The sequence below is a fragment of the Sphingobacterium sp. UBA6320 genome (assembly GCF_002440335.1).
Classification (GTDB): domain Bacteria; phylum Bacteroidota; class Bacteroidia; order Sphingobacteriales; family Sphingobacteriaceae; genus Sphingobacterium.
Genome location: NZ_DJTA01000030.1, coordinates 123024 through 145220, shown reverse-complemented (window position 1 = coordinate 145220; position 22197 = coordinate 123024). Strand labels below are relative to the sequence as shown.

Annotated in this window: 16 protein-coding genes; 7 read left to right on the top strand and 9 right to left on the bottom strand. The window is 34.8% G+C overall.

The window, feature by feature from the left end; translation table 11 throughout:
- Window positions 1-349 precede the first annotated feature (349 nt).
- The 3 genes from B3P23_RS19565 (at window position 350) to B3P23_RS19555 (ending at window position 5929) form a co-directional block, all read left to right on the top strand.
- A complete protein-coding gene (locus B3P23_RS19565; RefSeq protein ID WP_293928913.1) occupies window positions 350-2209 on the top strand; it encodes an ABC-F family ATP-binding cassette domain-containing protein in 1860 nt (619 codons plus the stop codon).
- A 99-nt stretch (window positions 2210-2308) separates the two neighbouring features.
- On the top strand, window positions 2309-4168 hold the full coding sequence (gene mnmG / locus B3P23_RS19560) for a tRNA uridine-5-carboxymethylaminomethyl(34) synthesis enzyme MnmG (protein ID WP_293928911.1): 1860 nt from the start codon (window positions 2309-2311) through the stop codon (window positions 4166-4168).
- Window positions 4169-4315: 147 nt separating this feature from the next.
- The gene (locus B3P23_RS19555; protein ID WP_293928909.1) at window positions 4316-5929 is read left to right on the top strand and encodes an Ig-like domain-containing domain; all 1614 of its coding nucleotides are present in this window, start codon (window positions 4316-4318) and stop codon (window positions 5927-5929) included.
- Here B3P23_RS19555 and B3P23_RS19550 read toward each other — a convergent pair.
- Both B3P23_RS19550 and nadB read right to left on the bottom strand, forming a co-directional pair.
- Window positions 5926-6435 (bottom strand): gamma carbonic anhydrase family protein, encoded by a 510-nt coding sequence (locus B3P23_RS19550; protein ID WP_045755932.1) that lies wholly within the window; start codon window positions 6433-6435, stop codon window positions 5926-5928. The genes B3P23_RS19555 and B3P23_RS19550 overlap by 4 nt on opposite strands.
- 7 nt (window positions 6436-6442) lie before the next feature.
- Window positions 6443-8035: an L-aspartate oxidase gene (nadB, locus tag B3P23_RS19545; protein WP_045755933.1), complete on the bottom strand. Its 1593-nt coding sequence runs from the start codon at window positions 8033-8035 to the stop codon at window positions 6443-6445.
- 1921 nt (window positions 8036-9956) lie between these two features.
- On the opposite strand from nadB, the gene nadA reads away from it, so the two are divergent.
- Complete coding sequence (gene nadA, locus B3P23_RS19540; protein ID WP_293928905.1) at window positions 9957-10952, top strand: quinolinate synthase NadA; 996 nt, start codon at window positions 9957-9959, stop codon at window positions 10950-10952.
- 20 nt (window positions 10953-10972) lie between these two features.
- Window positions 10973-12019, top strand: coding sequence for a thiamine-phosphate kinase (gene thiL, locus B3P23_RS19535; protein ID WP_045756171.1), 1047 nt, complete (start codon window positions 10973-10975; stop codon window positions 12017-12019).
- A gap of 54 nt (window positions 12020-12073) precedes the next feature.
- Here thiL and B3P23_RS19530 read toward each other — a convergent pair whose 3' ends face one another.
- Window positions 12074-12865: a segregation and condensation protein A gene (locus B3P23_RS19530; RefSeq protein WP_293928903.1), complete on the bottom strand. Its 792-nt coding sequence runs from the start codon at window positions 12863-12865 to the stop codon at window positions 12074-12076.
- 167 nt (window positions 12866-13032) lie between these two features.
- Here B3P23_RS19530 and dxs point away from each other — a divergent pair, with 167 nt between their 5' ends.
- Both dxs and dnaA read left to right on the top strand, forming a co-directional pair.
- Complete coding sequence (gene dxs, locus B3P23_RS19525) at window positions 13033-14961, top strand: 1-deoxy-D-xylulose-5-phosphate synthase (protein ID WP_045756169.1); 1929 nt, start codon at window positions 13033-13035, stop codon at window positions 14959-14961.
- 434 nt (window positions 14962-15395) lie between these two features.
- On the top strand, window positions 15396-16820 hold the full coding sequence (gene dnaA / locus B3P23_RS19520) for a chromosomal replication initiator protein DnaA (protein ID WP_038695013.1): 1425 nt from the start codon (window positions 15396-15398) through the stop codon (window positions 16818-16820).
- Window positions 16821-16914: 94 nt separating this feature from the next.
- Here the strand turns inward: dnaA and B3P23_RS19515 are convergent, their stop codons facing one another.
- The 6 genes from B3P23_RS19515 to B3P23_RS19490 form a co-directional block, all read right to left on the bottom strand.
- Window positions 16915-17328, bottom strand: a complete 414-nt coding sequence (locus B3P23_RS19515) for a hypothetical protein (protein ID WP_293928897.1) — start codon at window positions 17326-17328, stop codon at window positions 16915-16917.
- Between the two features lie 196 nt (window positions 17329-17524).
- Entirely contained in the window at window positions 17525-17905 is a 381-nt protein-coding gene (locus B3P23_RS19510; protein WP_293928895.1) for a hypothetical protein, read from the bottom strand.
- A gap of 93 nt (window positions 17906-17998) precedes the next feature.
- Window positions 17999-19054: a tetraacyldisaccharide 4'-kinase gene (gene lpxK / locus B3P23_RS19505; protein WP_293928893.1), complete on the bottom strand. Its 1056-nt coding sequence runs from the start codon at window positions 19052-19054 to the stop codon at window positions 17999-18001.
- A gap of 2 nt (window positions 19055-19056) precedes the next feature.
- Window positions 19057-19521, bottom strand: coding sequence for a gliding motility lipoprotein GldH (locus tag B3P23_RS19500; RefSeq protein WP_094771818.1), 465 nt, complete (start codon window positions 19519-19521; stop codon window positions 19057-19059).
- Between the two features lie 63 nt (window positions 19522-19584).
- Window positions 19585-20970 carry a PSP1 domain-containing protein gene (locus tag B3P23_RS19495; RefSeq protein ID WP_293928890.1) on the bottom strand — a complete coding sequence of 462 codons (1386 nt, stop codon included), beginning with the start codon at window positions 20968-20970 and terminating at the stop codon, window positions 19585-19587.
- 6 nt (window positions 20971-20976) lie between these two features.
- Window positions 20977-22119, bottom strand: coding sequence for an ATP-binding protein (locus B3P23_RS19490; protein ID WP_248755114.1), 1143 nt, complete (start codon window positions 22117-22119; stop codon window positions 20977-20979).
- Window positions 22120-22197: the final 78 nt, after the last annotated feature.

The following is a 22197-nucleotide window of genomic DNA, read 5'->3' as shown; positions in this document are numbered from 1 at the left end:
TGATAAATAATCAAATTGATAAATGCCTGTATTCTGCATTACCTATTTTTCAATAGATAATCAATATCAGGATAGTCAGGGCATACAGTTGTTAGGAGATCAACGTACCAAAATTCTTAATTAAATGATGTTTTATCATTTACTCTTTATAAAATAATAACGTTAGCAATAAAGCTAACTATTGCATATAATTTATTACCCCTTCATATTTTTGAATATTGGAGGATATATATAACTTTTTTTCATACAGAGGTATCTGTATACTTATATTTCAAAGTCAATATACTGATAATCAGATATATAGATTTTTTATGCAAAATTATTGAACAAAGAAAATTAGGAAATTAACGTGAGTATATTAGCAACTGAACAAGTAAGTCATTCATTTCATGACAGATGGCTTTTTAAAGATTTACATTTTGGACTTCTAAAAGGGGATAGAGTAGCCTTAGTCGGTATCAACGGAACAGGAAAATCAACCCTTCTCTCCATATTAGGTGGCAAATTAGAACCTACCTCCGGAAAAGTTGTTAAAGAAAAAGGAATTAAAATCGGTTTTTTGGATCAAGATCCAAAGTACGATGGACTGACTTCTATTAACGATTTTATTTATTCCACAGACAACGAAGAACAACGACTGATCAGAGATTACGAAGAGCTTTTGGCTATGCCTGAAATCGATCAGAATAAACTGGAAGAACTTACAGAGAAGATCACAACATTAAATGCTTGGGAATACGAATATAATATCAAGACTATTTTAAATAGACTTAACATTGTCGATTTTCATCAAGATATCAAAAGTCTTTCAGGGGGTCAACGTAAACGACTTGCACTTGCTAAGCTTTTAATCGATGAGCCAGATGTATATATTCTAGATGAGCCTACCAATCATCTAGATATCGAAACGATCGAATGGTTAGAAAAACTGTTGACAACAGGAAATAAAACAGTGCTATTGGTGACACACGATAGATACTTTTTGGATAATATCTGTACTGAAATTAGAGAGTTAGATAGGGGCAAGCTGTTTACTTATAAAGGTAATTATTCTTATTTCTTAGAAAAGAAGTCCGACCGTGAAGCCATCGATGCCGTGATGGTTGAGCGCAGTAGAAATCTCTTACGTCGCGAATTGGAATGGATGAGAAGACAACCACAAGCACGTGGTACAAAATCCAAATCAAGGATAGATGCATATTACGAACTTGAAGATAAATCAAAAGCCCAGAAGGCAAATGATTCTGTTCAGTTGAGTATGAAGATCAGCAGACAAGGATCAAAAATTTTAGAATTGGAACATATCTCTAAAAACTATGGAGATAAAGTAATCATCAGTGATTTTTCATATGTTTTCAAAAAAGGAGATCGTATTGGTTTGGCAGGAAAAAATGGTACTGGTAAATCTACTTTTCTAAATCTAATAACACAAATTGAAAATGTGACTAGTGGTCATATTTCAGTAGGAGAAACTACGGTGTATGGGTATTACAAACAGGGAGGTCTGGAAGTCAATGAAGGCGATCGTGTATTAGACGTCGTTAAAAACGTGGCCGAATATATTAAGATGGCCAATGGTGAAGTCATCACTGCTTCACAATTATTAACGCATTTTTTATTTCCACCCGAAAAGCAATTTGGTTTTGTCAATAAACTAAGTGGGGGTGAACGTAAGCGTTTACAACTGATGCGTGTCTTGATGTTGAACCCAAACTTTCTTATACTGGATGAGCCTTCTAATGATCTTGATATCGACACCTTAAATGTACTGGAAGATTTTCTGATGAACTATAGTGGAGTACTTATTTTAGTATCTCACGATAGGTATCTATTAGACAAATTAACAGAGCAATTGTTCATCTTTGAAGGCGAGGGGAAAATTGACATCTACAATGGTAACTACGCAGATTACAAAATTGAACAAGATCAATTACTAAAAGATCAAAAGCAGAAAAAAGATATTCCAGTTCAAAAGAAAGAAGTAGTAAAAGAGGAGAAGAAAAAGCTATCGTATAAAGAGCAATTGGAGTACGATAAATTAGAGAAAGAAATACAAGAGCTAGAAGCCGTGCTAGTAGCAAAGAATAAGTTGTTACTGGAAACGGTAGACCATGTAGAACTTTCTAACATAGCAACAGAAATAGAAAATATAAAGAATAATATAGATGCAAAATCAGAAAGATGGATGCATCTTGCAGATTTAATGTAATACAGTTCCTATACGTTTCACGTGAAACGTATAGGAATAAAATAAAAAAATAGAATAGTCGATTCTCACGTTTCACGTGGAACTTTGAAATAAAATAAGATGTTTAAAAAATATAACGTTGTCGTAGTAGGTGCTGGTCATGCTGGCTGCGAGGCCGCTGCCGCAGCAGCAAACTTAGGTTCATCTGTACTTCTCATCACCATGAATATGGGCGTTATTGCTCAAATGAGTTGTAACCCTGCAATAGGTGGAGTAGCAAAAGGACAAATCGTAAGAGAGATCGATGCGATGGGTGGCTATACAGGTATCATTGCAGATAAGTCAACTATCCAATTTAGAATGTTGAACCTGTCAAAAGGTCCAGCGATGTGGAGCCCAAGAACACAAAATGACCGTATGCGTTTTGCTGAAGAATGGAGACTTCAATTGGAAGCACTGCCTACATTAGATATGTGGCAAGATACCGTAAAAGAAGTGATCGTGAAAAATGGTAAAGCGTGTGGCGTCATTACTTCGTTGGGTATAGAAATAGAAGCTGATGCAGTCGTGCTAACAAATGGTACATTCCTAAATGGCGTGATCCATATTGGTGAAAAGAAATTCGGTGGCGGTAGAACAGGAGAGAAGGCTGCTACAGGTCTGACTGAACAATTGGTATCATTAGGATTTGAATCGGGAAGAATGAAGACCGGTACACCTCCAAGAATCGATGGACGCAGTCTCAATTATGCGCTCATGGAAGAACAATGGGGTGATGATAATAGGGGTAAATTTTCCTATACTGATGTACCCTTACCAACAGAGCAACGTTGTTGCTGGATCACCTATACCAATGACAAAGTACATGAAATGTTGAAGACTGGATTCGAAAGGTCGCCGATGTTTACAGGAAGAATTAAAGGTTTAGGCCCACGTTACTGTCCATCCATAGAAGATAAGATCAACCGATTTGCAGAACGCGAAAGACACCAGATCTTTGTCGAACCAGAGGGATGGAATACTGTCGAGATTTACGTAAATGGTTTCTCTACTTCGTTGCCAGAAGATGTACAGCAAAAAGCGCTAAGACTAATTCCAGGATTTGAAAATGCAAAAATGTACCGACCGGGGTATGCCATCGAGTATGATTTCTTTCCACCGATGCAACTCGATCTAACGTTGGAAACTCTTATTGTGAAGCATCTCTTTTTTGCAGGGCAGATCAATGGTACCACTGGATATGAAGAAGCAGCAGCACAAGGATTCATAGCAGGTATCAATGCACATCAACGAATCAATGATGATAAAGAATTAATATTAAAAAGATCTGAATCGTACATCGGAGTACTTATTGATGACTTAGTGACGAAAGGAACTGATGAACCTTACCGTATGTTTACTTCACGTGCAGAGCACCGCTTACTACTGAGACAAGACAACGCTGATATAAGACTTACACCAATAGCACACAAACTTGGACTAGTAGGTGACGACCGACTGAACAAAGTGAACGAAAAAATCAAAAACTCAGATAACATTATTCAGTATCTAAAACAAAATTCAACTACAGTAGATAAAATGAATCCGATACTGGAGGAAGCAGGATCAAGCCTGATTTCTCAAAAAACGAAACTTGTCAACCTACTGGGAAGACCACAAATCAATATAAATGATCTTGCAAAAGGAGATGTAGATTTTGGGTCGTACTTAAACCAATTTGACAAAGAGACCATAGAGCAAGCGGAAATTAAAGTCAAATATGAAAGCTACTTTGAGAAAGAAATGGAGATTGTTAACCGCATGAAGAAAATGGAGGATCGTGAAATCAATCCAGATTTTGATTATTCGTCTTTAGTTTCACTATCGATAGAAGCGAGACAAAAATTAGCACAGGTAAAACCAAGGACGCTAGGTCAAGCTTCCAGAATATCAGGTGTATCACCATCTGATATCAGTGTTTTGATGGTACACATGTCGTAACAAACTGAATACCAGATAGTTGATATTAAAATATTAACAATGTAAAATAAAGCGATATAAAGTATTATTATTTCATTTATGAGTCTACATTCAAAAATAAATAAAACAAGCTTAAAAAGCGTTAAAAGCACCTTAATAACAAGGTTAATGCTTTTAAGCTTGTTTTCTAGTCTGATTTTGCTCACAGTGCAATGTGCCAGCATAAAACAGCCAACAGGGGGACCAAAAGATTCAATAGCACCTGTGGTGCTCAATGAATCTCCAGCCAATTTCTCTAAAAATTTCAAAGAGAGAAAAATAAGCATCACTTTGGATGAGTATATCAAATTGAATAATCAGCAGAAGGAAATCAGTATTTCTCCAGATATGGATAGGCCTCCCCAATTTAAAGTAAAGAAGAAAATACTAGAAATTACATTGCCAGATTCGCTAGAGCAAAACACCACCTATACCATCAATTTTGGTAAAGGCCTGGTCGATTATAATGCCAGCAATCCGATTATCAATTACAGTTATGTATTTGCTACAGGAGATCAAATTGATTCATTGTCGATATCCGGAAATGTAACCAATGCCTTGACTAAGGAGAAAGAAAAAGAAGTCAGGGTATTATTGATACCAATAAGCCAAGATTCTATCTTTGGCAAAAAGAAAGCTAATATTTTTGCGCAAACAGATACTGTAGGTAATTTTAAAATCAGTAATCTAAGGGCAAACACGTACCGGATCTATGCTTTAAAAGAAACCAATAATGACCGGATCTACAATAATCCAGATGAATTAATTGGATTTTTAAAGGATTCGATCGTACTGGACAAAGACCTGACCAATATCAATCTTCAAATATCCAAAGGAACTCCTACAAAATTTAGAGTACTCGATAAAAAAATTGAGAATACAGGGCGCATACATTTAGCATTTAATAGAGGCATCAAACAGCCCGAACTGACGCTACTGAACGATGATGAAAATGATAAAACTAAGATTGTAAAATATTCGAATATGCAAGATTCGGCTTATATCTACATCAATAATCTAGAGAAAGATTCGCTTAAATTTGTACTATCAGAAAACAATTCAGTGCTTGATACCATATTAATAAAGAAAACCAACCTCAAATTAGATCGGTCAATTGTACCCATTACATCGCCTTCAACAGGAAAAGTAGACCGTGTCAAACACCTAACATTGTCATCGCTTACACCTATTAAAACCATTGACAAGAGTAAAATTAAGTTAACGGAAGACAGCATAGCAAAGACTAATTTTCAACTTCAATTGGATAGTACAGTAGCCAACCTTTATCATATTCGATACAATTGGAGGAAGCAAAAGAACTATCAGATCGTATTGGAAGAAGGTGCTATGCAAGGTTATTTTGGCGAAAAAAATAAGGAACATAAGCTATCCCTCACCTATGATGATAGCGATAATTATGGTGACATCACGTTTACTTTTACATCCATAGATAGCACAAAACAATACATTGTGGAACTCATAGATGAAAAGAAGGAGAAAGTATATCGACGAGATATATTAAATAATGCCACCGGAAAATTAGGTTACAAAGAGTTTCCCGGAGGAAAATATACGATAAGAGTCATTCGTGATGATAATAAAAATGGTATCTGGGATCCTGGAGAAGTGTATAAATTGACCCAACCAGAATCCCTTGTTTATCTCAACAAAACCTTTACTATACGAGCAAACTGGGAACAAAACGAATCATTCAGTTTACAAGAGCTGAATGATATGAATTAGTCAAACCAGGAACTATACAAAACGTAATTATGCGGTAACTGTTGTAACATCGACCTTTGTTCTTCAGTTATCGCTTTTATTTTTTTAGCAGGTACCCCCGCATACAAGTAACCAGATTCGCATACTGTATTTTCCAAAACAACTGCACCAGCGGCAATAATTACGTGACTCTCCACTACGGCATTATCCATTACAATTGCCCCCATACCGATCAGTACATGATCATGTACGATACAGCCATGTACCATGGCTTGATGGCCAATATTGACATAACTACCTATCGTGGTACCAGCCTTTTGATAAGTACAATGTATAACAACTCCATCCTGTATATTGGTATAATCACCAATACGAATAAAATTGACATCACCTCTGATCACCGCATTAAACCATACCGAACAATGTTCACCTAATTCCACATCACCAACAATCGTACAATTGGGCGCGATGAAGCAATTATCTTTATACTTGGGACTTATTCCCTTAACTGGTAATATACAGGCCATAATCTTTCTAAAATATAGTATCTTTTAATGTATCTGCATGATGCGGATAGTCAGTCGTAAAATGAAGTCCCCTACTTTCTTTTCGCAGTAAGGCAGACTTGGTAACAATAAAAGCGACCTGTATCACATTCCTCAATTCACATAATTTAACCGACAATTTCGTATGTCTATAAAAATCTTCTGTCTCACCATACAATAAGTGCAATCGATTGAGTGCTCGTTCTAATCTGAAATCCGAACGCACAATTCCCACATAATCACTCATCACTTTTTGACATTCTCTCAAGTTATGTGTAACCAAAATATCTTCATTAGACAGCTTTGCTTTTGAATCATCCCACTCTGGTACACCCACCGCATACTCCGCGTCGGATACCGATTTGGACGAATCCAAATAAATACGATGTGCATATACCAAAGCTTCTAGGAGTGAATTGGATGCTAAGCGATTTGCACCATGTAGACCTGTAGACGAACATTCACCACAAGCATACAGATTGCTAATGCTGCTCCTACCATAGTCATCCACATATATACCACCACATAAATAGTGAGCAGCAGGTGTGACGGGAATAAAATCTTTACTCATATCCAGACCAATTGATAGACATTTTTCGTAAATATTTGGAAAATGCTTGATAATATCAGCCTTTTCTCGATGCGTGATATCCAGATAAACGTAGTCAATACCCGATTTTTTCATCTCCGAATCGATCGCTCGTGCCACTATATCCCGCGGTGCTAGTGATGCTCGCTCATCATATTCTTTCATAAAATCTTCACCATTCACACGCCTTAAAATGCCACCAAAACCACGAACAGCTTCCGAAACCAAAAAGGCAGGTGAGTCACTTGGATTATATAAAGATGTAGGATGAAACTGCATAAATTCCATATTTCGCACCTTCCCTTTTGCTCGATATACCATGGCAATTCCATCGCCTGTTGCTATGGTTGGATTGGTCGTACTCGCATAAATATGTCCAGCACCACCCGACGCCATCACCGTAATTTTGCTTAATATCTTATCGACTTGGTGCGTATTGGTGTTGAAGGCATAGATCCCATAACATTTGATATCTTCTCTTTGTTTATCTACAAATTCGCCCAAATGATGTTGTGTGATCAGGTCGATAGCAAAATAATGGGTTAGCATTTCAATATTTGGATGCTCATGAATTTTCTGCAATAAAGATCGCTCTATCTCATATCCAGTAATATCTTTATAATGCAAAATACGATGAGCTGAGTGCCCTCCCTCCTTTGCCAGATCATAAACTCCGGCATCGGATTTATCAAATGATGTTCCATAGGAAATCAATTCATTGATACGCTCCGGAGCTTCGCGAACTACGTTTTCCACAATTTCAACATCACATAATCCATCTCCAGCTATCTGAGTATCAACAATATGCTGTTCAAAGCTATCAGACTTATCCACAACTGCCGCTACTCCTCCTTGCGCATATTTTGTATTTGATTCATCCTCGTTGGACTTCGTGACAATCAATACTTTACCATGATCGGCCGCTTTTAAAGCAAAACTTAAACCCGCGATTCCAGACCCAATTACAAGGAAATCTACCTTTCTTTCTGACATAAAATAAAATTAGCATGTGACCAGCACATTTTGACTATTCAAATTAACAAAAAATGTGGAAAACGTGTAAATAAAAGGTTAAATAAAAATGATAACTTTTTTTTTAATGTTGATATCTCCTATTTCTAACAAAATTTCTAAAAGTTATTAGCACAAAATCGTCCCTTTATCAACATAAATTAACACATAAACAATTCACATTTTTTTATTGAAAATAAAATCAGTGAAAAATCACAGTATTAAAAATCAGACGTTTAAAATGAATTTAATGTGAATAAATTGTTAATAACTTTATAAAATCTTCATATCAAAATAAAAATTCACTGTTTTATCCCCATTTTCCACACACTAATAAACAATAAGACCTTTTTATATAAAAAAGATTATTATTTATTAAAAAAAGAGAATGTGGAATACGTTTGATTTTCTTTGTTTAGTTTTGTCAAGTTGAATTTGAGGCTATGAGAATTTGATTGTTGGTTGAGTATTGAAACAAAAATCAAATATTCAATTCTCAGAGGCTTTATTTTTGACAAATATTACTTTAAACCCTTTTAGAATGCGATAAATTAAAATTTTGAATTTTTTACAAGAAATAATACAGCTGTAAACAGTTTATATCGCTATTTGACGCGTTTAGAATGCGATATTTAGCTTTTTTAAAATTTCAATTTCAAATATCATGATGTTGAAGTCTTTAATTTTTAAATGCTTTTTTCTATGTTTTACTCAGACGTCAATTTTTGAAAATAAAGCGTTTGAAAATGCATTATTTTCGAAAATTTATTTTCAAATTTTTTTAGCCCATTCTAATCCAGTTTATTTTAAAAATTGAATTTTTCGGATATGATTTTAATAGAATCAATCTGTTAAAATAAACATCTTTACAATTGAATAGCTGTTTTTTTTTATAAAAATATAAGATTTATTGAATTGTCAATGCCCTTAATATACATTTTGAAGCCATTAGAGTGCGATAAATGAATTTTTGAATTTCCATTTTTCAGTAATGAGATTCTTAGACAGCTTAAATCATTTTTTAAATCAAGCATACTCTCCTGGTTACCATTTTCAACATTCATTTCAAGCCCCTTTTATCCTTGTTGAAATCAAACTTTTGGTTTATATTTTTTAATTTATCAATCCTTCATAATTTACTTCAAGCTTTAAAATTTTAAATTTAAGTTCGATTAGAATACTGTTTTCTAACTTTTGTTCATTTTTTAAATTTTTAAAGACTTTATAGGGCGTTTATATCAAAATTTAAGTCCCTTACATTTAAATATTTGAAAGTTTTGTGCATAACTTTTCGAATAATTTATTTGTATCGCATCAAAATAGTTTAGCTTTGTGCTATTGATTTGGATATATAATTTTTAAAAATTAAAATTTATAGCCCCTGATCACTTACTCTTTGATATCCTCGCTACTTTCTATAGGTGCGGATCTGTTGTTAACAACGATTTATACTTCATTATTTGAAAATCATAAACTATAATTTCCAAATATTCAATTCTAAGAGCCTTTAAATTCAAATTTGACGCCTTTACAATTCGATATTTTAAATGATGTGGATAACTGTCTTAAATATTTAACTGTCGTCGACTATTAATAGCTTGTTTTAACAGCTTTAAACAGTATTAAATTTCACCTTTTACGAAATGTTGGTAACTATGTTAATTGATTAATAATCAAATATTTATATAGTTGTTTTAGACCAAAAATTGGCACTTATTAACATAGAGTAAAATATGGGCTTATTGAAATGTTGATAAGTGTGTTAATTAGCTGAATATGAATATACTATTTTTAACTATCAGTAAGTTACGATCGGATTTATAAACATCATTTTTGAATACAAAGATTTATTGAATAAGTATTCTTAATTTTGTAGTGTAAATCAAATTAAGAAGAAGAATTAATGGATTTAGTAAATTACGATATGGAGGCTAAGGGGTATATTGATGCTCCCATTGATCCTAGCTTAGATCTAATACAAGAGATCAAGCGTCTCAAAAGAGAAAAAAACGCCGTTATATTAGCACATTATTATCAGGAAGCAGAGATACAGGATATTGCTGATTACATTGGCGACAGTCTTGGTCTATCACAAGAGGCTGCAAAAACTGATGCCGATGTGATTGTTTTTGCCGGTGTACATTTTATGGCTGAAACAGCGAAGATACTTTCTCCAACAAAAAAAGTATTGCTGCCCGATGCAAAAGCTGGATGTTCATTATCCGATTCGTGTCCGCCGCATCTGTTCGCTAAATTTAAAGAACAGTATCCCGATCATCTGGTCATTACCTACGTCAACTGTACAGCTGAATTGAAAGCACTTTCAGATATTGTATGTACTTCCAGTAATGCCGTAGAAATTGTAGAGAGCCTTCCTTTAGATCAAAAAATCATTTTTGGTCCAGATCGTAATCTTGGGGCCTATGTCAAAAAGAAAACAGGTCGAGATCTTGTTTTGTGGAATGGTGCATGTATGGTACATGAAATATTTTCTCAAGATAAAATAGATCGATTGAGAGCAGAGCATCCGGAAGCCAAATTCATAGCACATCCAGAATGCGAAGATCATATTTTAGCGACTGCCGATTATGTAGGTTCTACCTCGGGCATGTTGAAGTTTACAATCAATGATCCTGCTAACACCTATATCGTCGCCACAGAGTCTGGAATTATCCATCAGATGCAAAAGGCTAGCCCAGGCAAAACGTTCATTCCTGCGCCTCCTAATAATGCCTGCGCTTGTAATGATTGTCCGCATATGAAGTTAAATACACTGGAGAAGCTTTATAATTGTTTAAAATATGAAAGCCCCGAAATCACATTAGATGAATCCGTGATTGCTCGTGCACAACGCCCTATTGAGCGGATGTTGGAAATATCAGCTCAATTGGGATTATAATACTAAAATAAAAGACAGATATGTTAGAATTTGATAATACAGAGAGAACAAATTTAGGTGAATTGGGTGAGTTTGGTTTGATTTCTTATTTAACTAAAGCTGTCGAGATCAATGAACCAAGTACGGTCAAAGGAATTGGAGATGATGCTGCTGTTTTGGATTTTTCGAATAAGAAAACTTTAATATCAACAGATCTCCTACTGGAAGGGATCCATTTTGATTTACGGTATGTACCCTTAAAGCATTTAGGCTATAAAGCTGTTCAAGTCAATTTGAGTGATATCTATGCCATGAATGGAAAGGCTTCACAGATTACATTTTCAATAGGTCTATCTTCAAAATTCCCATTAGAAGCTGTAGAAGAAATTTATCAGGGCGCATTGATTGCTTGTAAAAAATACAATGTCGATCTGATCGGAGGAGATACTTCTGCATCAGTACAAGGATTAGTCATTTCTGTAACGAGTATTGGTTTTGCTGATGAAGATCAGATCGCTTATCGATCAGGAGCACAAGAAGGAGATTTACTCTGCGTTTCAGGCGATCTGGGCGGTGCTTATGTAGGGCTGCAGTTATTAGAGCGCGAAAAAAATATCTTCCTAGAGAACCCTAATATACAGCCTGACTTGGAAGGCAAAGATTATATCGTAGAACGTCAACTGAAACCTGAGGCTAGAAGAGATATTGTTGAGTTACTTGCTGAGATTGGAGTAAAGCCCAATGCGATGATCGATGTATCGGATGGCTTAGCTTCCGAGATCATCCATATTTGTGAGGCTTCGGACAAAGGTTGCAAATTGTATGAAGAAAAAATACCGTTGGATTCGATGACTTACGAAACAGCGCGAGAATTTGGACTTGATCCAACAGTCTGTGCACTCAATGGAGGTGAAGATTATGAATTATTATTTACCATACCACAATCCGATTATGATAAAATAAAAGGATCTATGGATATTACGATTATTGGTCATATTACACAACCGAGCGAAGGATGCCAAATGATTGCTAAATCTGGAAAAGTTTATCCTATCACCGCTCAAGGTTGGAATGCATTTAAAGATTAATCATCACATTGATTTTAATAAAAAAGCAGATCATCATCATGATCTGCTTTTTTATTAAACGGCTAATTCTTCTTCAAGATCCATTAAATCAAATTCATCTTCATTTCGTTTTCGGATACTGAACTCATTGTAACCAAGACCGACTTCAATCTGCAATAATTTCTGTTGCAACATTTCGAGTATCGCTAAGAAGTTGTATACGAATTGTACTTTATTTTCAGAATTTTTAAGAATATATTGAAAATCCAATTGGTTGTTTATTTCAATAAGATCAGCAATCGCTTTTTTCTGTTGCTCTATGGTATAAGGATGTCTGATCACGGTATGCTTTACCTCTTGAGGTCTATTCTTATATTGAAACATCATACGTTCATAGACCATCATCAATTTATATAAATCAAAACTGTTTAATTCTTCTCCAGTACTTACTACAGGTCTAGCTAATTTAATATCATAATTGATATTTCCCCTTTTGTACAATTTGAAGCGTTCATCTTCCAGTAATTTTAAATCTTCACAGGTATCTTTAAACTGTTTGTATAAAATCAATTTTTGAATCAGATCTTCTTTAGGATCAATTTCATTTTCATCATCATCCAATTCGGGTCTTGGGAGAAGCATTTTTGCTTTAATACGCATTAAGGTCGAAGCCACAAAAATAAATTCACTGGCCATCTCCATATCCAAAGCCTGCAGCTGATTGACGTAGGATAGAAAATCATCCGTTATTTTGGAAATAGGTATTTCATGAATATTTAATTCATCTCTTTCAATAAAAAATAAGAGGAGGTCAAATGGACCTTCAAACTGTGGTAATTTTATTTCGTATCCTTCTTCTACTTGCATATCAAAAACAAAATTACATAATTATACAATCATTTTTATTTCAAACTATTAAAACTAAAAGCTTCTACAACTGTTGAGTATTCTAATACAAAAAGTGTTATTAATACCCAAGTTATGATAAATAAATTGTTATTTTGTATCCATATTTTAAAGTAATTAGCAATACTATGCAGTTTGATGCTGGAGATTTATTAAGTAAAATCAATGATCCCTCTGATCTTAAAAAACTCAAGGAAGACCAATTAGAACAAGTTAGTCAGGAATTGCGTCAATATATCATTGATTTAGTTTCTGTTAATGGTGGTCACTTTGCAGCTAGTTTGGGCGTTGTTGAATTGACGGTGGCATTACATTATGTCATGAATACTCCTTATGATCAATTGATATGGGACGTAGGTCATCAAGCCTATGGTCACAAGATATTGACAGGACGTCGAGATTCTTTTCATACGAATAGAATTGTTAACGGTATATCCGGATTTCCCAAAAGAGGCGAATCCATATATGATGCATTTGGTGTAGGGCATTCTTCTACGTCTATTTCTGCAGCACTTGGAATGGCAGTAGCATCTCAGATAAAAGGAGAAAAAGACCGTCAGCACATTGCAATTATAGGTGATGGAGCGATGACCGGTGGTATGGCGTTTGAAGCGTTAAACCATGCGGGTATTGAGAAATCAAATCTGTTGGTTATTCTCAATGATAACTGTATGTCTATTGACCCCAATGTCGGTGCACTAAAAGAGTATTTGACCAGTATCACCACCTCTAAGCGTTATAATCGGTTTAGAGATGATATCGCGTCTGTACTATCTAAGATATCAGAAATGGGACCTAATGCTTTAGGAGCGGTTAAAAAGCTTGAGAAAAGCATAAAAGGAACATTACTCAAGAATGCTAATTTATTTGAATCGTTAAATTTTAGATATTTTGGACCTGTTGATGGTCATGATGTCAAAAAACTAGCTAAGACATTGGAAGATCTTAGACATATTCCTGGACCTAAGTTGTTACATTGTGTAACAGTTAAAGGAAAAGGGTACGCTTTAGCGGAAAAGGATCAAACCAAATGGCATGCGCCAGGTCTATTTGATAAAATCACTGGTGAAATCAAGAAATCTGCGCAGGACAAACCAACTGCGCCAAAATATCAAGATGTATTTGGTAATACATTGGTCGAATTGGCCGAAACGAATGCTAAAATAGTAGGTATTACACCCGCTATGCCATCGGGCTCATCGATGAATATTATGATGAAAGCTTTTCCTGATCGTGCATTTGATGTTGGTATCGCCGAGCAGCATGCCGTTACCTTCAGTGCGGGATTAGCAACTCAAGGGCTAATGCCTTTCTGTAATATTTACTCATCGTTTATGCAACGTGCATTTGATCAGGTTATACATGATGTTGCCTTGCAAAATCTAAACGTTGTTTTTTGCTTGGATCGTGCGGGAGTAGTTGGAGCAGATGGTCCTACGCATCATGGTGCTTATGATATTGCTTTTATGCGCTGCATACCCAATATGACGGTTTCGGCACCCATGAACGAGGAAGAGCTGCGTAATTTGATGTACACGGCTCAATTGGAAAATAAAGGTCCTTTTGTAATCCGTTATCCAAGAGGTAATGGTGTAATGGTTGATTGGAAAAAACCTTTTAAAGAAATTGAAATTGGTAAAGGTAGATTGATTCAGGATGGTGAATCCGTTGCAATTTTAACATTTGGAGCAATAGGGAACGAAGCAAGTAAAGCAATTTTGCAACTATCCGAAGAAGGAATTCATCCTGCGCATTACGATTTAAGATTTGCTAAGCCATTGGACGAAGAGCTGTTACATAAAGTATTTCAGAAATTTGAACATATTATAACAGTAGAAGATGGTTGTCTACAAGGCGGTATCGGTTCTGCTGTTCTAGAATTTATGGCAGATCACCACTATAACAGTAAAGTTGTGCGATTAGGTATCCCCGATACGATCATAGAACATGCCGAACAGCAGGATCAATGGAGTATCGCGTACTATGATGCCCAAGCCATTGCTACGGAATGTAGAAAGCTTGCAAAAGCTATTAAAACGGATGCTATGGTCAGCTAGATTCTTATCATCATAAAACAAAAAAAAGAGGAACCATCTTATGATGATTCCTCTTTTTTTTTGCTTAACTTTAGGAAGATTCCTTATTATAAACGTCGTTACATCAATGGTAACATTTCTATGGATTAACTGGATTCAGTTCTCGCTTTAGTAGTCAGTGATGCGCAGGAATTATAGTGTTAAAAATAGACCATAAACTATAAAAAAAAGAAAAAAGTAATAAAAAATTTGGAATGTTAATAAAAAAAAATTAAGCTAATTTTTTTGTTAAAAAAAGTGAATTTTTTAATATAACTATTTGGTTACTAATGAATTTAAATTAATTTTAAATTTTAGTTTTTTAGCTGATTTTTTTTTGTCATCTTCGTCTTAAGAGAAAGTTATCAACATTTTTTTGGTCGCTTATTGGAAATCAACTTATTAAGAATTTTAGAATGGAAAAAACGAGTACAAGTGTTTGGAATAATTGTCTTGCAATAATCAAAGACAATATACCAGCGCAAAGTTTTAAAACCTGGTTTGAGCCTGTGAAAGCAGTACGTTTGGAGGGTGACGTTTTGACTATTCAAGTACCTAGTTTATTTTTTTACGAGTGGTTAGAAGAACACTATGTTGGCATCTTGCGTAAGACAGTAAAAAAGTTCTTAGGAGAACAAGGTAGGTTGGAATACAATATTGTGGTAGAGAAGTCTTCAGCATCTATTCCTTATACGACTAATATCCCATCTAACGGCAATGGAGCAGAAGGTAAGAAACAATCTATTCCCGTACCTGTATCTTTAAATAAGGACATCAAAAATCCATTTGTAATTCCTGGACTAAAAAAATTGCAAGTTGACCCACAATTGAATCAAAATTATACTTTTGACAATTTCATTGAGGGAGAGTGTAATCGTCTTGCACGTTCTGCAGGCTTTGCTGTAGCAAATAAACCAGGTGGCACATCATTCAATCCATTGATGATTTATGGTGCAGTAGGACTAGGGAAAACACACTTAGCGCAAGCAATCGGAAATGAAATCAAAAGAAACTTACCGGATAAACTGGTCATCTACGTTTCTTGTGAGAAATTTTGTCAACAGTTTGTAGACTCACTAAAAAATAATACGATTAACGACTTTGTCAATTTTTATCAAGCAATGGATGTCATCATTATGGATGATGTACATAATTTTGCCGGTAAAGAAAAAACGCAGGATATATTCTTCCATATATTCAATCATTTACATCAGTCAGGAAAACAAGTCATCTTAACATCTGATAAAGCTCCTAAAGATTTAGCAGGATTAGAAGAACGTTTATTAAGCCGTTTCAAATGGGGTTTATCTGCAGATATTCAGATTCCAGATTTGGAAACAAGAATGGCAATTTTGAAAAAGAAAATGTATTCTGATGGTATTGAATTACCTGAAAATGTAGTAGAATATGTTGCTAATCAGATTGACAATAGTGTTCGTGAGTTAGAAGGAGCTATGGTTTCTTTATTGGCACAATCAACATTAAACAAAAAAGAGATTGATTTAAATTTAGCTAAATCAATGCTTAAGAATTTTGTTAAGAACACCCATAAAGAAATATCAATGGAATTCATTCAAAAACTTGTTTGTGAGTATTTTGAAGTTCCTGTGGAAATGGTTAAATCTAAAGTCCGTAAAAGGGAAATTGTACAGGCAAGACAGATATCGATGTATTTGGCCAAGAATCATACCAAATCATCCTTAAAAACGATCGGTTCTTTCTTTGGAGGAAGAGATCACTCTACCGTTATTTATGCATGTCAGACCGTAGAAGATCTAATCGAAACCGATAAGAAATTTAAAACATATGTAAATGATATCATGAAAAAGCTTAAAGCTTAATATCACTTACAGCAGCGCAAATAAAAAAGGGATTCTAATCAGAATCCCTTTTTTTTATCCAAATGGATAATGTTTATGAACAAGTTCTTAATGACTATGGTGTGGTGTTGGTCTCTTCAGTGTTCTCTTTCTTTTCTTCTTTCACGGGCTGAGGAGCTACTTCTGGTATTACCTTAGCAGGTCTTTCTTCCACTACCTTTTTGAATAATTCTTTTTGGTCTTCTGTCAATAAGGCATTTACCTTTACATCAGCCTCAGCTTGCAATTTATTGATTTGTTCTACCAAAACTTCTTTCGTTGCTGTGGTGTCACCCAATAAAGCAGATTCAGCTTTTGCTTGATCTAACGTAATGGTATAAGCCGCAGTTTTTTGCTCATCTGTCAAACTTAATTTTTGAGTCAATTCGGTTGTTACCTGAGTAGCATGTTCTTCTGGAGTCACTTGTTGTGCAAATGTTAAACTCAATGCTAAGAAGAATCCGATTCCTGTTAAAAATAATTTTTTCATGATTGCTATGTTTTAATGTAAATATTCAATAACTAAAATTCTACAACTAAAACTCCCAATCACCTCCAATTATTGTATCAAATATGTTACTTTAACAAATTTTTAACAAAAAATATGAATTAACTATCTCATATTTAGATCATTATTGTTAATAGCTATTTTACTGCATGCTGAATACCAATAATCTATTTCCATGCTATTTTTGTCTTTGCTGTCTGCGTTCTTGCATTTCTTTTTGCAGTATATCATAAGATTTGCTTTGTTCAGGACTTAAGAAAGATTTAATTTTTGCATCTGTGGTCTGTCTCAACGGCTGAATTTTTTCAAAAGCTGCTTTACGATCATCCGTATTTTTGAATAGGTCTTGTTGTTTTTTAGACATATCTAGCGCGTATACATAGATGGAGTCTTTTTGGTTCTGTGATAGTTTTAATTGTTTATCCAATTGTTCTACCGTATTCTTTGCTTGATCTTCAGGTGTTCTTTGCCATCCCGGATTACTTTGTTTTTCTTGTGCTACAGTTGCTGTAGCAAAAAGCGCCATCATGCCAAATAAAGCTAATTTTAAATTTTTCATATCTTTTTTATTATTGATCCGTGCTGCCGTCCACTTAACGACAACTAGTAAAAAGACAAAAATTAAATAGCAAAGTTTAGAGATTATTAAAATTTAAGATTCATTAACACTTATGTCACAGATAGATAGAATATTTTTTTCAAATGACAGTTGTTTATGCTCATCTTCAAAAGCAATTTCGATGGGAATGTAGGCGATTGGGAGATCACGTAAGACATTTAAAAATTCAGGATTGCGTAGTCGCTGAGCATCTTTTTCTGTTGTTATGATTATTTTATTGTCATTTGCCATTTCTTCGAATCGCTGTTTAAAGATTAAGATATCACTTAATTTAAAAGCATAGTGATCGGAATAGGACAGGTGCTCAACATCCTTTACAAGAGGTTTAAGGTACTTTATTAACGGTAGTGGATTCGCTATACCAGTGACCAACAAAACAGCCGTATTGCTGCTTATTTGAATGGATTGTTTGGTTATCGGAATAGCATTGCCATAGACAATAGAAGTAAAGAAGACCGATGTAGTTCCACTCTTTTTACTTAAAGTTTTTTTGATGCGTTCTTTTTGATCAGGAGTAGCATTTGATGGCGTCTTAGTGACCACAATAAGGTTAGCTCTACTGGATTCTCCTGGAAGATCTCTAAAATTGCCCATGGGCAATACAAACATAGGATGCAGACAAGAGGTAAACTCAAATAAGAGGATCGAAAACTTAGGTCTCAATCTGCGGTGTTGAAAAGCATCATCCAATACAATGACATCATGTTTATCCATTAATGTTTCCACACCATGACATCGATCTTCACAAACAGCTACTGTAAGGTCTGGAAATTTATTTTTAAATTGGAGAGGTTCGTCACCAACTTCATCAGCCATTGAGGATACCTCAACATATTTAAAACCTTTAGTTTTGCGGCCATATCCTCGGCTTAAAGTGGCGATCTGACGTTTATTTTGAAGCAGTTTGACAATAAATTCGGTCATTGGACTTTTCCCTGTTCCTCCAACGGCAAGATTACCGACCACAATTGTCGTAATCGGATAAGATTTAGATTTCAATATCTGCAGATCAAATAATCTATTTCTAATCCAGATCACAAGTCCATAGAGTATGGAGAAAGGAAATAAAAGTAAACGGAAGACCTTCATGATCAATTACCTGTAATATTCAAGCCTACATCAGAGATTTCCAATAAGGGATTGTCGCGCATGTTTTGTTCAAAACTGAAGTGATATACTCCAGTATCAGGAAATACATAATCTTGATGGATAAGACTTTGCTGTGTATAGAGAGATCCTGCACTTTTTCCTGTCCATTTGCCATCTAATTGAGCTAATTTAAGCTCTTTTCTAAAAATATATTCCTTTGTACGAGGTCCTTTCTCATACACCAAAATAAAAAGATTAGCATAGGGATAATTTGCGGTATGTCGAACATTTAACAAAACATCATACTTTTTAGAAATATCGGTGATATGAACTTTAAAGGTTGGTCTATTAGTATGATCCCACGCTCTTTTAGGAATGCTTACGTTTTCATCTATAATTGTATTGGAATCACATGACACAAATAGTGATAATAGGATACAACTCATTAGAAAAGTATATGTTTTCATGCTCATTTGAGTATATTAAGTTGGCGAGCATCATGATGCTCGCCAACTACTATCATAAACTTATTACTCTGCCGAAGGAGCAGAATTATTGCCCTTATTTCTGTTATTTCGATTCTTATTGAATCTTCTTTTGGGTCTATTTGTTGCTCCCTCTTTACTTTGAGTCGCTGACGTATTTTTATCTGTAGCAACTACTTTTGGAGCTTTATCTTGCTTCTGTTGTGGTTTCTCGGTTTTTACTACCGGTGCCTTTACCGTTTGGTCGGAAGAACCTCTAGCTCTATTATTGGGCTTAGCTTTACTTTTATTATTACGTTTTCTTTTATTTTTTTCGTCCAGACGCGTTAGGCTATCTTGACCTACTACATTTTCGTAATCGTAATTAATAATTTTTTCTTCTTTGATCTCAACTTCGATAGTAGTGACCAATTCTTCCACTTTGATTCCCTGTTTATTTTTTTCGATCAATTCTTTAACATGATCAACCGGTAGTGCAATCCAGCTTTCAGCTCCCGGATAAGAGAACCACATCATTTTTTTGAAAATATCGGTTTTTTGCAAATATGCATTACCTTTCGTTGTTTCGATGCGGTCTATATTATTTGGAATGTCTTTTAAGGCATCCATATAACTATCCAGTTCGTAGTTTAAGCAGCATTTTAATTTACCACATTGACCGGCTAATTTTAAGGTATTCAGCGATAGATTTTGATATCTTGCTGCCGAAGTGGAGACTGTTTTGAAATCTGTCAACCAGGTTGAACAGCACAATTCTCGACCACAAGAACCAATTCCACCGAGGCGACTTGCTTCCTGTCTCATACCTATTTGACGCATTTCAATCCGGATCCGGAATGATTCAGCCATTCTTTTGATCAGTTCACGGAAATCGACACGGCCCTCTGCCGTATAATAGAAAGTAGCCTTGGTTTTATCACCTTGATAATCTACATCCGATATTTTCATAGAAAGACCCAATTCTAAAGCCAGATTTCTAGCTTTATGCATAGTCTCCCATTCCAAATCCTTTGCGATGTTGAATTTTTCAACATCTAGCTCTGTAGGTTTACGATAAATTTTCTTGGTAACACTTTCTAAACTTACATTGTTTTTCTTCAATTGTAAGCGAACCAGCTCTCCTGTTAGAGAAACATGTCCAATGTCATATCCGCCTGTAGTAGGTTCTACAGCAACCATTTCACCAATTTCTAAATATAAATTGTCAGAATTGATAAAGAAATCCTTTCTCGATCCCTTAAATCGAACTTCTACAATGTCAAAAGGTTTATAGTTGGATGGCATATCCATATCAGATAGCCAGTCATATACATCTAATTTATTACATCCGCTAGTCATGCAAGAGCCATTATTTTGGCAACCTGCTGGAGTACCGCCCACTGTCGTCGTACTTCCACAACCTCCGCCGGATGAGCAACTGCCACATCCCATAGTTTTCTATATATATTGAGTTCCTTTCGGAAACGTTTTGTATTTAAACATTAATACTAATTGCAAAGATAAATCTAAAAATAATATTTTAGGATTTGCATTTCTTTCTACACTATAATGTGTCGTTTCAAACAAGTTGATTGTCTCTTCAATTTGTTCAAGGGTATAATGAGTAGCAAACTTGTTGACAAAATCAAGTTCATGCGAAGGAAGGAAAACCAAACTGGATAGGTCTTGTTTAATTAAAACAATTTGACGCATGATATTAATGGCATACATCAAAAATGTTTTTTGATTCTCTCGACCCAATTTAGCTAATTCATCCTCGCAAATGCTAATGATATTTAAACCCGAATCTTGTACGACCAAACGTAACCATCTCACTAAAAGGTCAAAATGATTATTGGTATGTAGATCAATCATATTTATAGCCTCTTGAACGTTGCCGTCCGCTATAAAAGCAATCTCTCTCGCTTCTGATTCTTCAAGATGTTTACTTTCAATTAAATAAGAAGTAATAGCCTGATGGCTCAACTTATTGATTTTGACAAGCTGCGTTCTTGAAATAATGGTATTTAATATTTTTTCTTGATTCTCAGCAACCAACAGAAATAATGTTTTTTCAGGTGGTTCTTCAATCAGTTTTAATAAAGCATTGCCTTCTTTTTCTAAATATTCAGGAAGCCACATGATGAGGACCTTATATTCAGCTTCAAAAGACTTCAGACTTAGTTTTTTAATGATTTCATGTGCCTCCGCAATATTGATATTAACTTGCTTATTTTCTGCATCAAGTTGTTGTCGCCAATTTTCTAAACCCAAATATGGATTATTAAAAAACGCCTTACGCCAATTGTCCATAAATGTAGCAGCATGATCATCTTTGTGTTTGGCAATGAAAGGATATGAAAAATGTAAATCAGGGTGAATAAGCTTACTGTATTTTCGACAAGAAGCACATTGACCACAACTATCATCCTCTAATTTATTTTCGCAATTGATTAATTGCGCATAAGCCAAAGCCAAAGGCAAAGAACCAGATCCTTCTGGACCAAGAAATAGTTGAGCATGACTAACACGGTTATCACGAACTGTGCTGATCAGATGTGCTTTAACTAAATCATGTCCAATTATTTCTTTAAATTGCATATACTACTGCTAGTCTATACAAATGTAATAAATAATAGACAGCATTTATTTATAAACAAAATATAATTGGCTTAAATG

Bases quoted from the DNA above. Each gene is read 5' to 3' on its own strand.
- mnmG (WP_293928911.1), top strand. From the start codon at position 2,309: ATGTTTAAAAAATATAACGTTGTCGTAGTAGGTGCTGGTCATGCTGGC.
- B3P23_RS19555 (WP_293928909.1), top strand. From the start codon at position 4,316: ATGCTTTTAAGCTTGTTTTCTAGTCTGATTTTGCTCACAGTGCAATGT.
- B3P23_RS19550 (WP_045755932.1), bottom strand. From the start codon at position 6,435: ATGGCCTGTATATTACCAGTTAAGGGAATAAGTCCCAAGTATAAAGAT.
- nadB (WP_045755933.1), bottom strand. From the start codon at position 8,035: ATGTCAGAAAGAAAGGTAGATTTCCTTGTAATTGGGTCTGGAATCGCG.
- nadA (WP_293928905.1), top strand. From the start codon at position 9,957: ATGGATTTAGTAAATTACGATATGGAGGCTAAGGGGTATATTGATGCT.
- thiL (WP_045756171.1), top strand. From the start codon at position 10,973: ATGTTAGAATTTGATAATACAGAGAGAACAAATTTAGGTGAATTGGGT.
- B3P23_RS19530 (WP_293928903.1), bottom strand. From the start codon at position 12,865: ATGCAAGTAGAAGAAGGATACGAAATAAAATTACCACAGTTTGAAGGT.
- dxs (WP_045756169.1), top strand. From the start codon at position 13,033: ATGCAGTTTGATGCTGGAGATTTATTAAGTAAAATCAATGATCCCTCT.
- dnaA (WP_038695013.1), top strand. From the start codon at position 15,396: ATGGAAAAAACGAGTACAAGTGTTTGGAATAATTGTCTTGCAATAATC.
- B3P23_RS19515 (WP_293928897.1), bottom strand. From the start codon at position 17,328: ATGAAAAAATTATTTTTAACAGGAATCGGATTCTTCTTAGCATTGAGT.
- B3P23_RS19510 (WP_293928895.1), bottom strand. From the start codon at position 17,905: ATGAAAAATTTAAAATTAGCTTTATTTGGCATGATGGCGCTTTTTGCT.
- lpxK (WP_293928893.1), bottom strand. From the start codon at position 19,054: ATGAAGGTCTTCCGTTTACTTTTATTTCCTTTCTCCATACTCTATGGA.
- B3P23_RS19500 (WP_094771818.1), bottom strand. From the start codon at position 19,521: ATGAAAACATATACTTTTCTAATGAGTTGTATCCTATTATCACTATTT.
- B3P23_RS19495 (WP_293928890.1), bottom strand. From the start codon at position 20,970: ATGGGATGTGGCAGTTGCTCATCCGGCGGAGGTTGTGGAAGTACGACG.
- B3P23_RS19490 (WP_248755114.1), bottom strand. From the start codon at position 22,119: ATGCAATTTAAAGAAATAATTGGACATGATTTAGTTAAAGCACATCTG.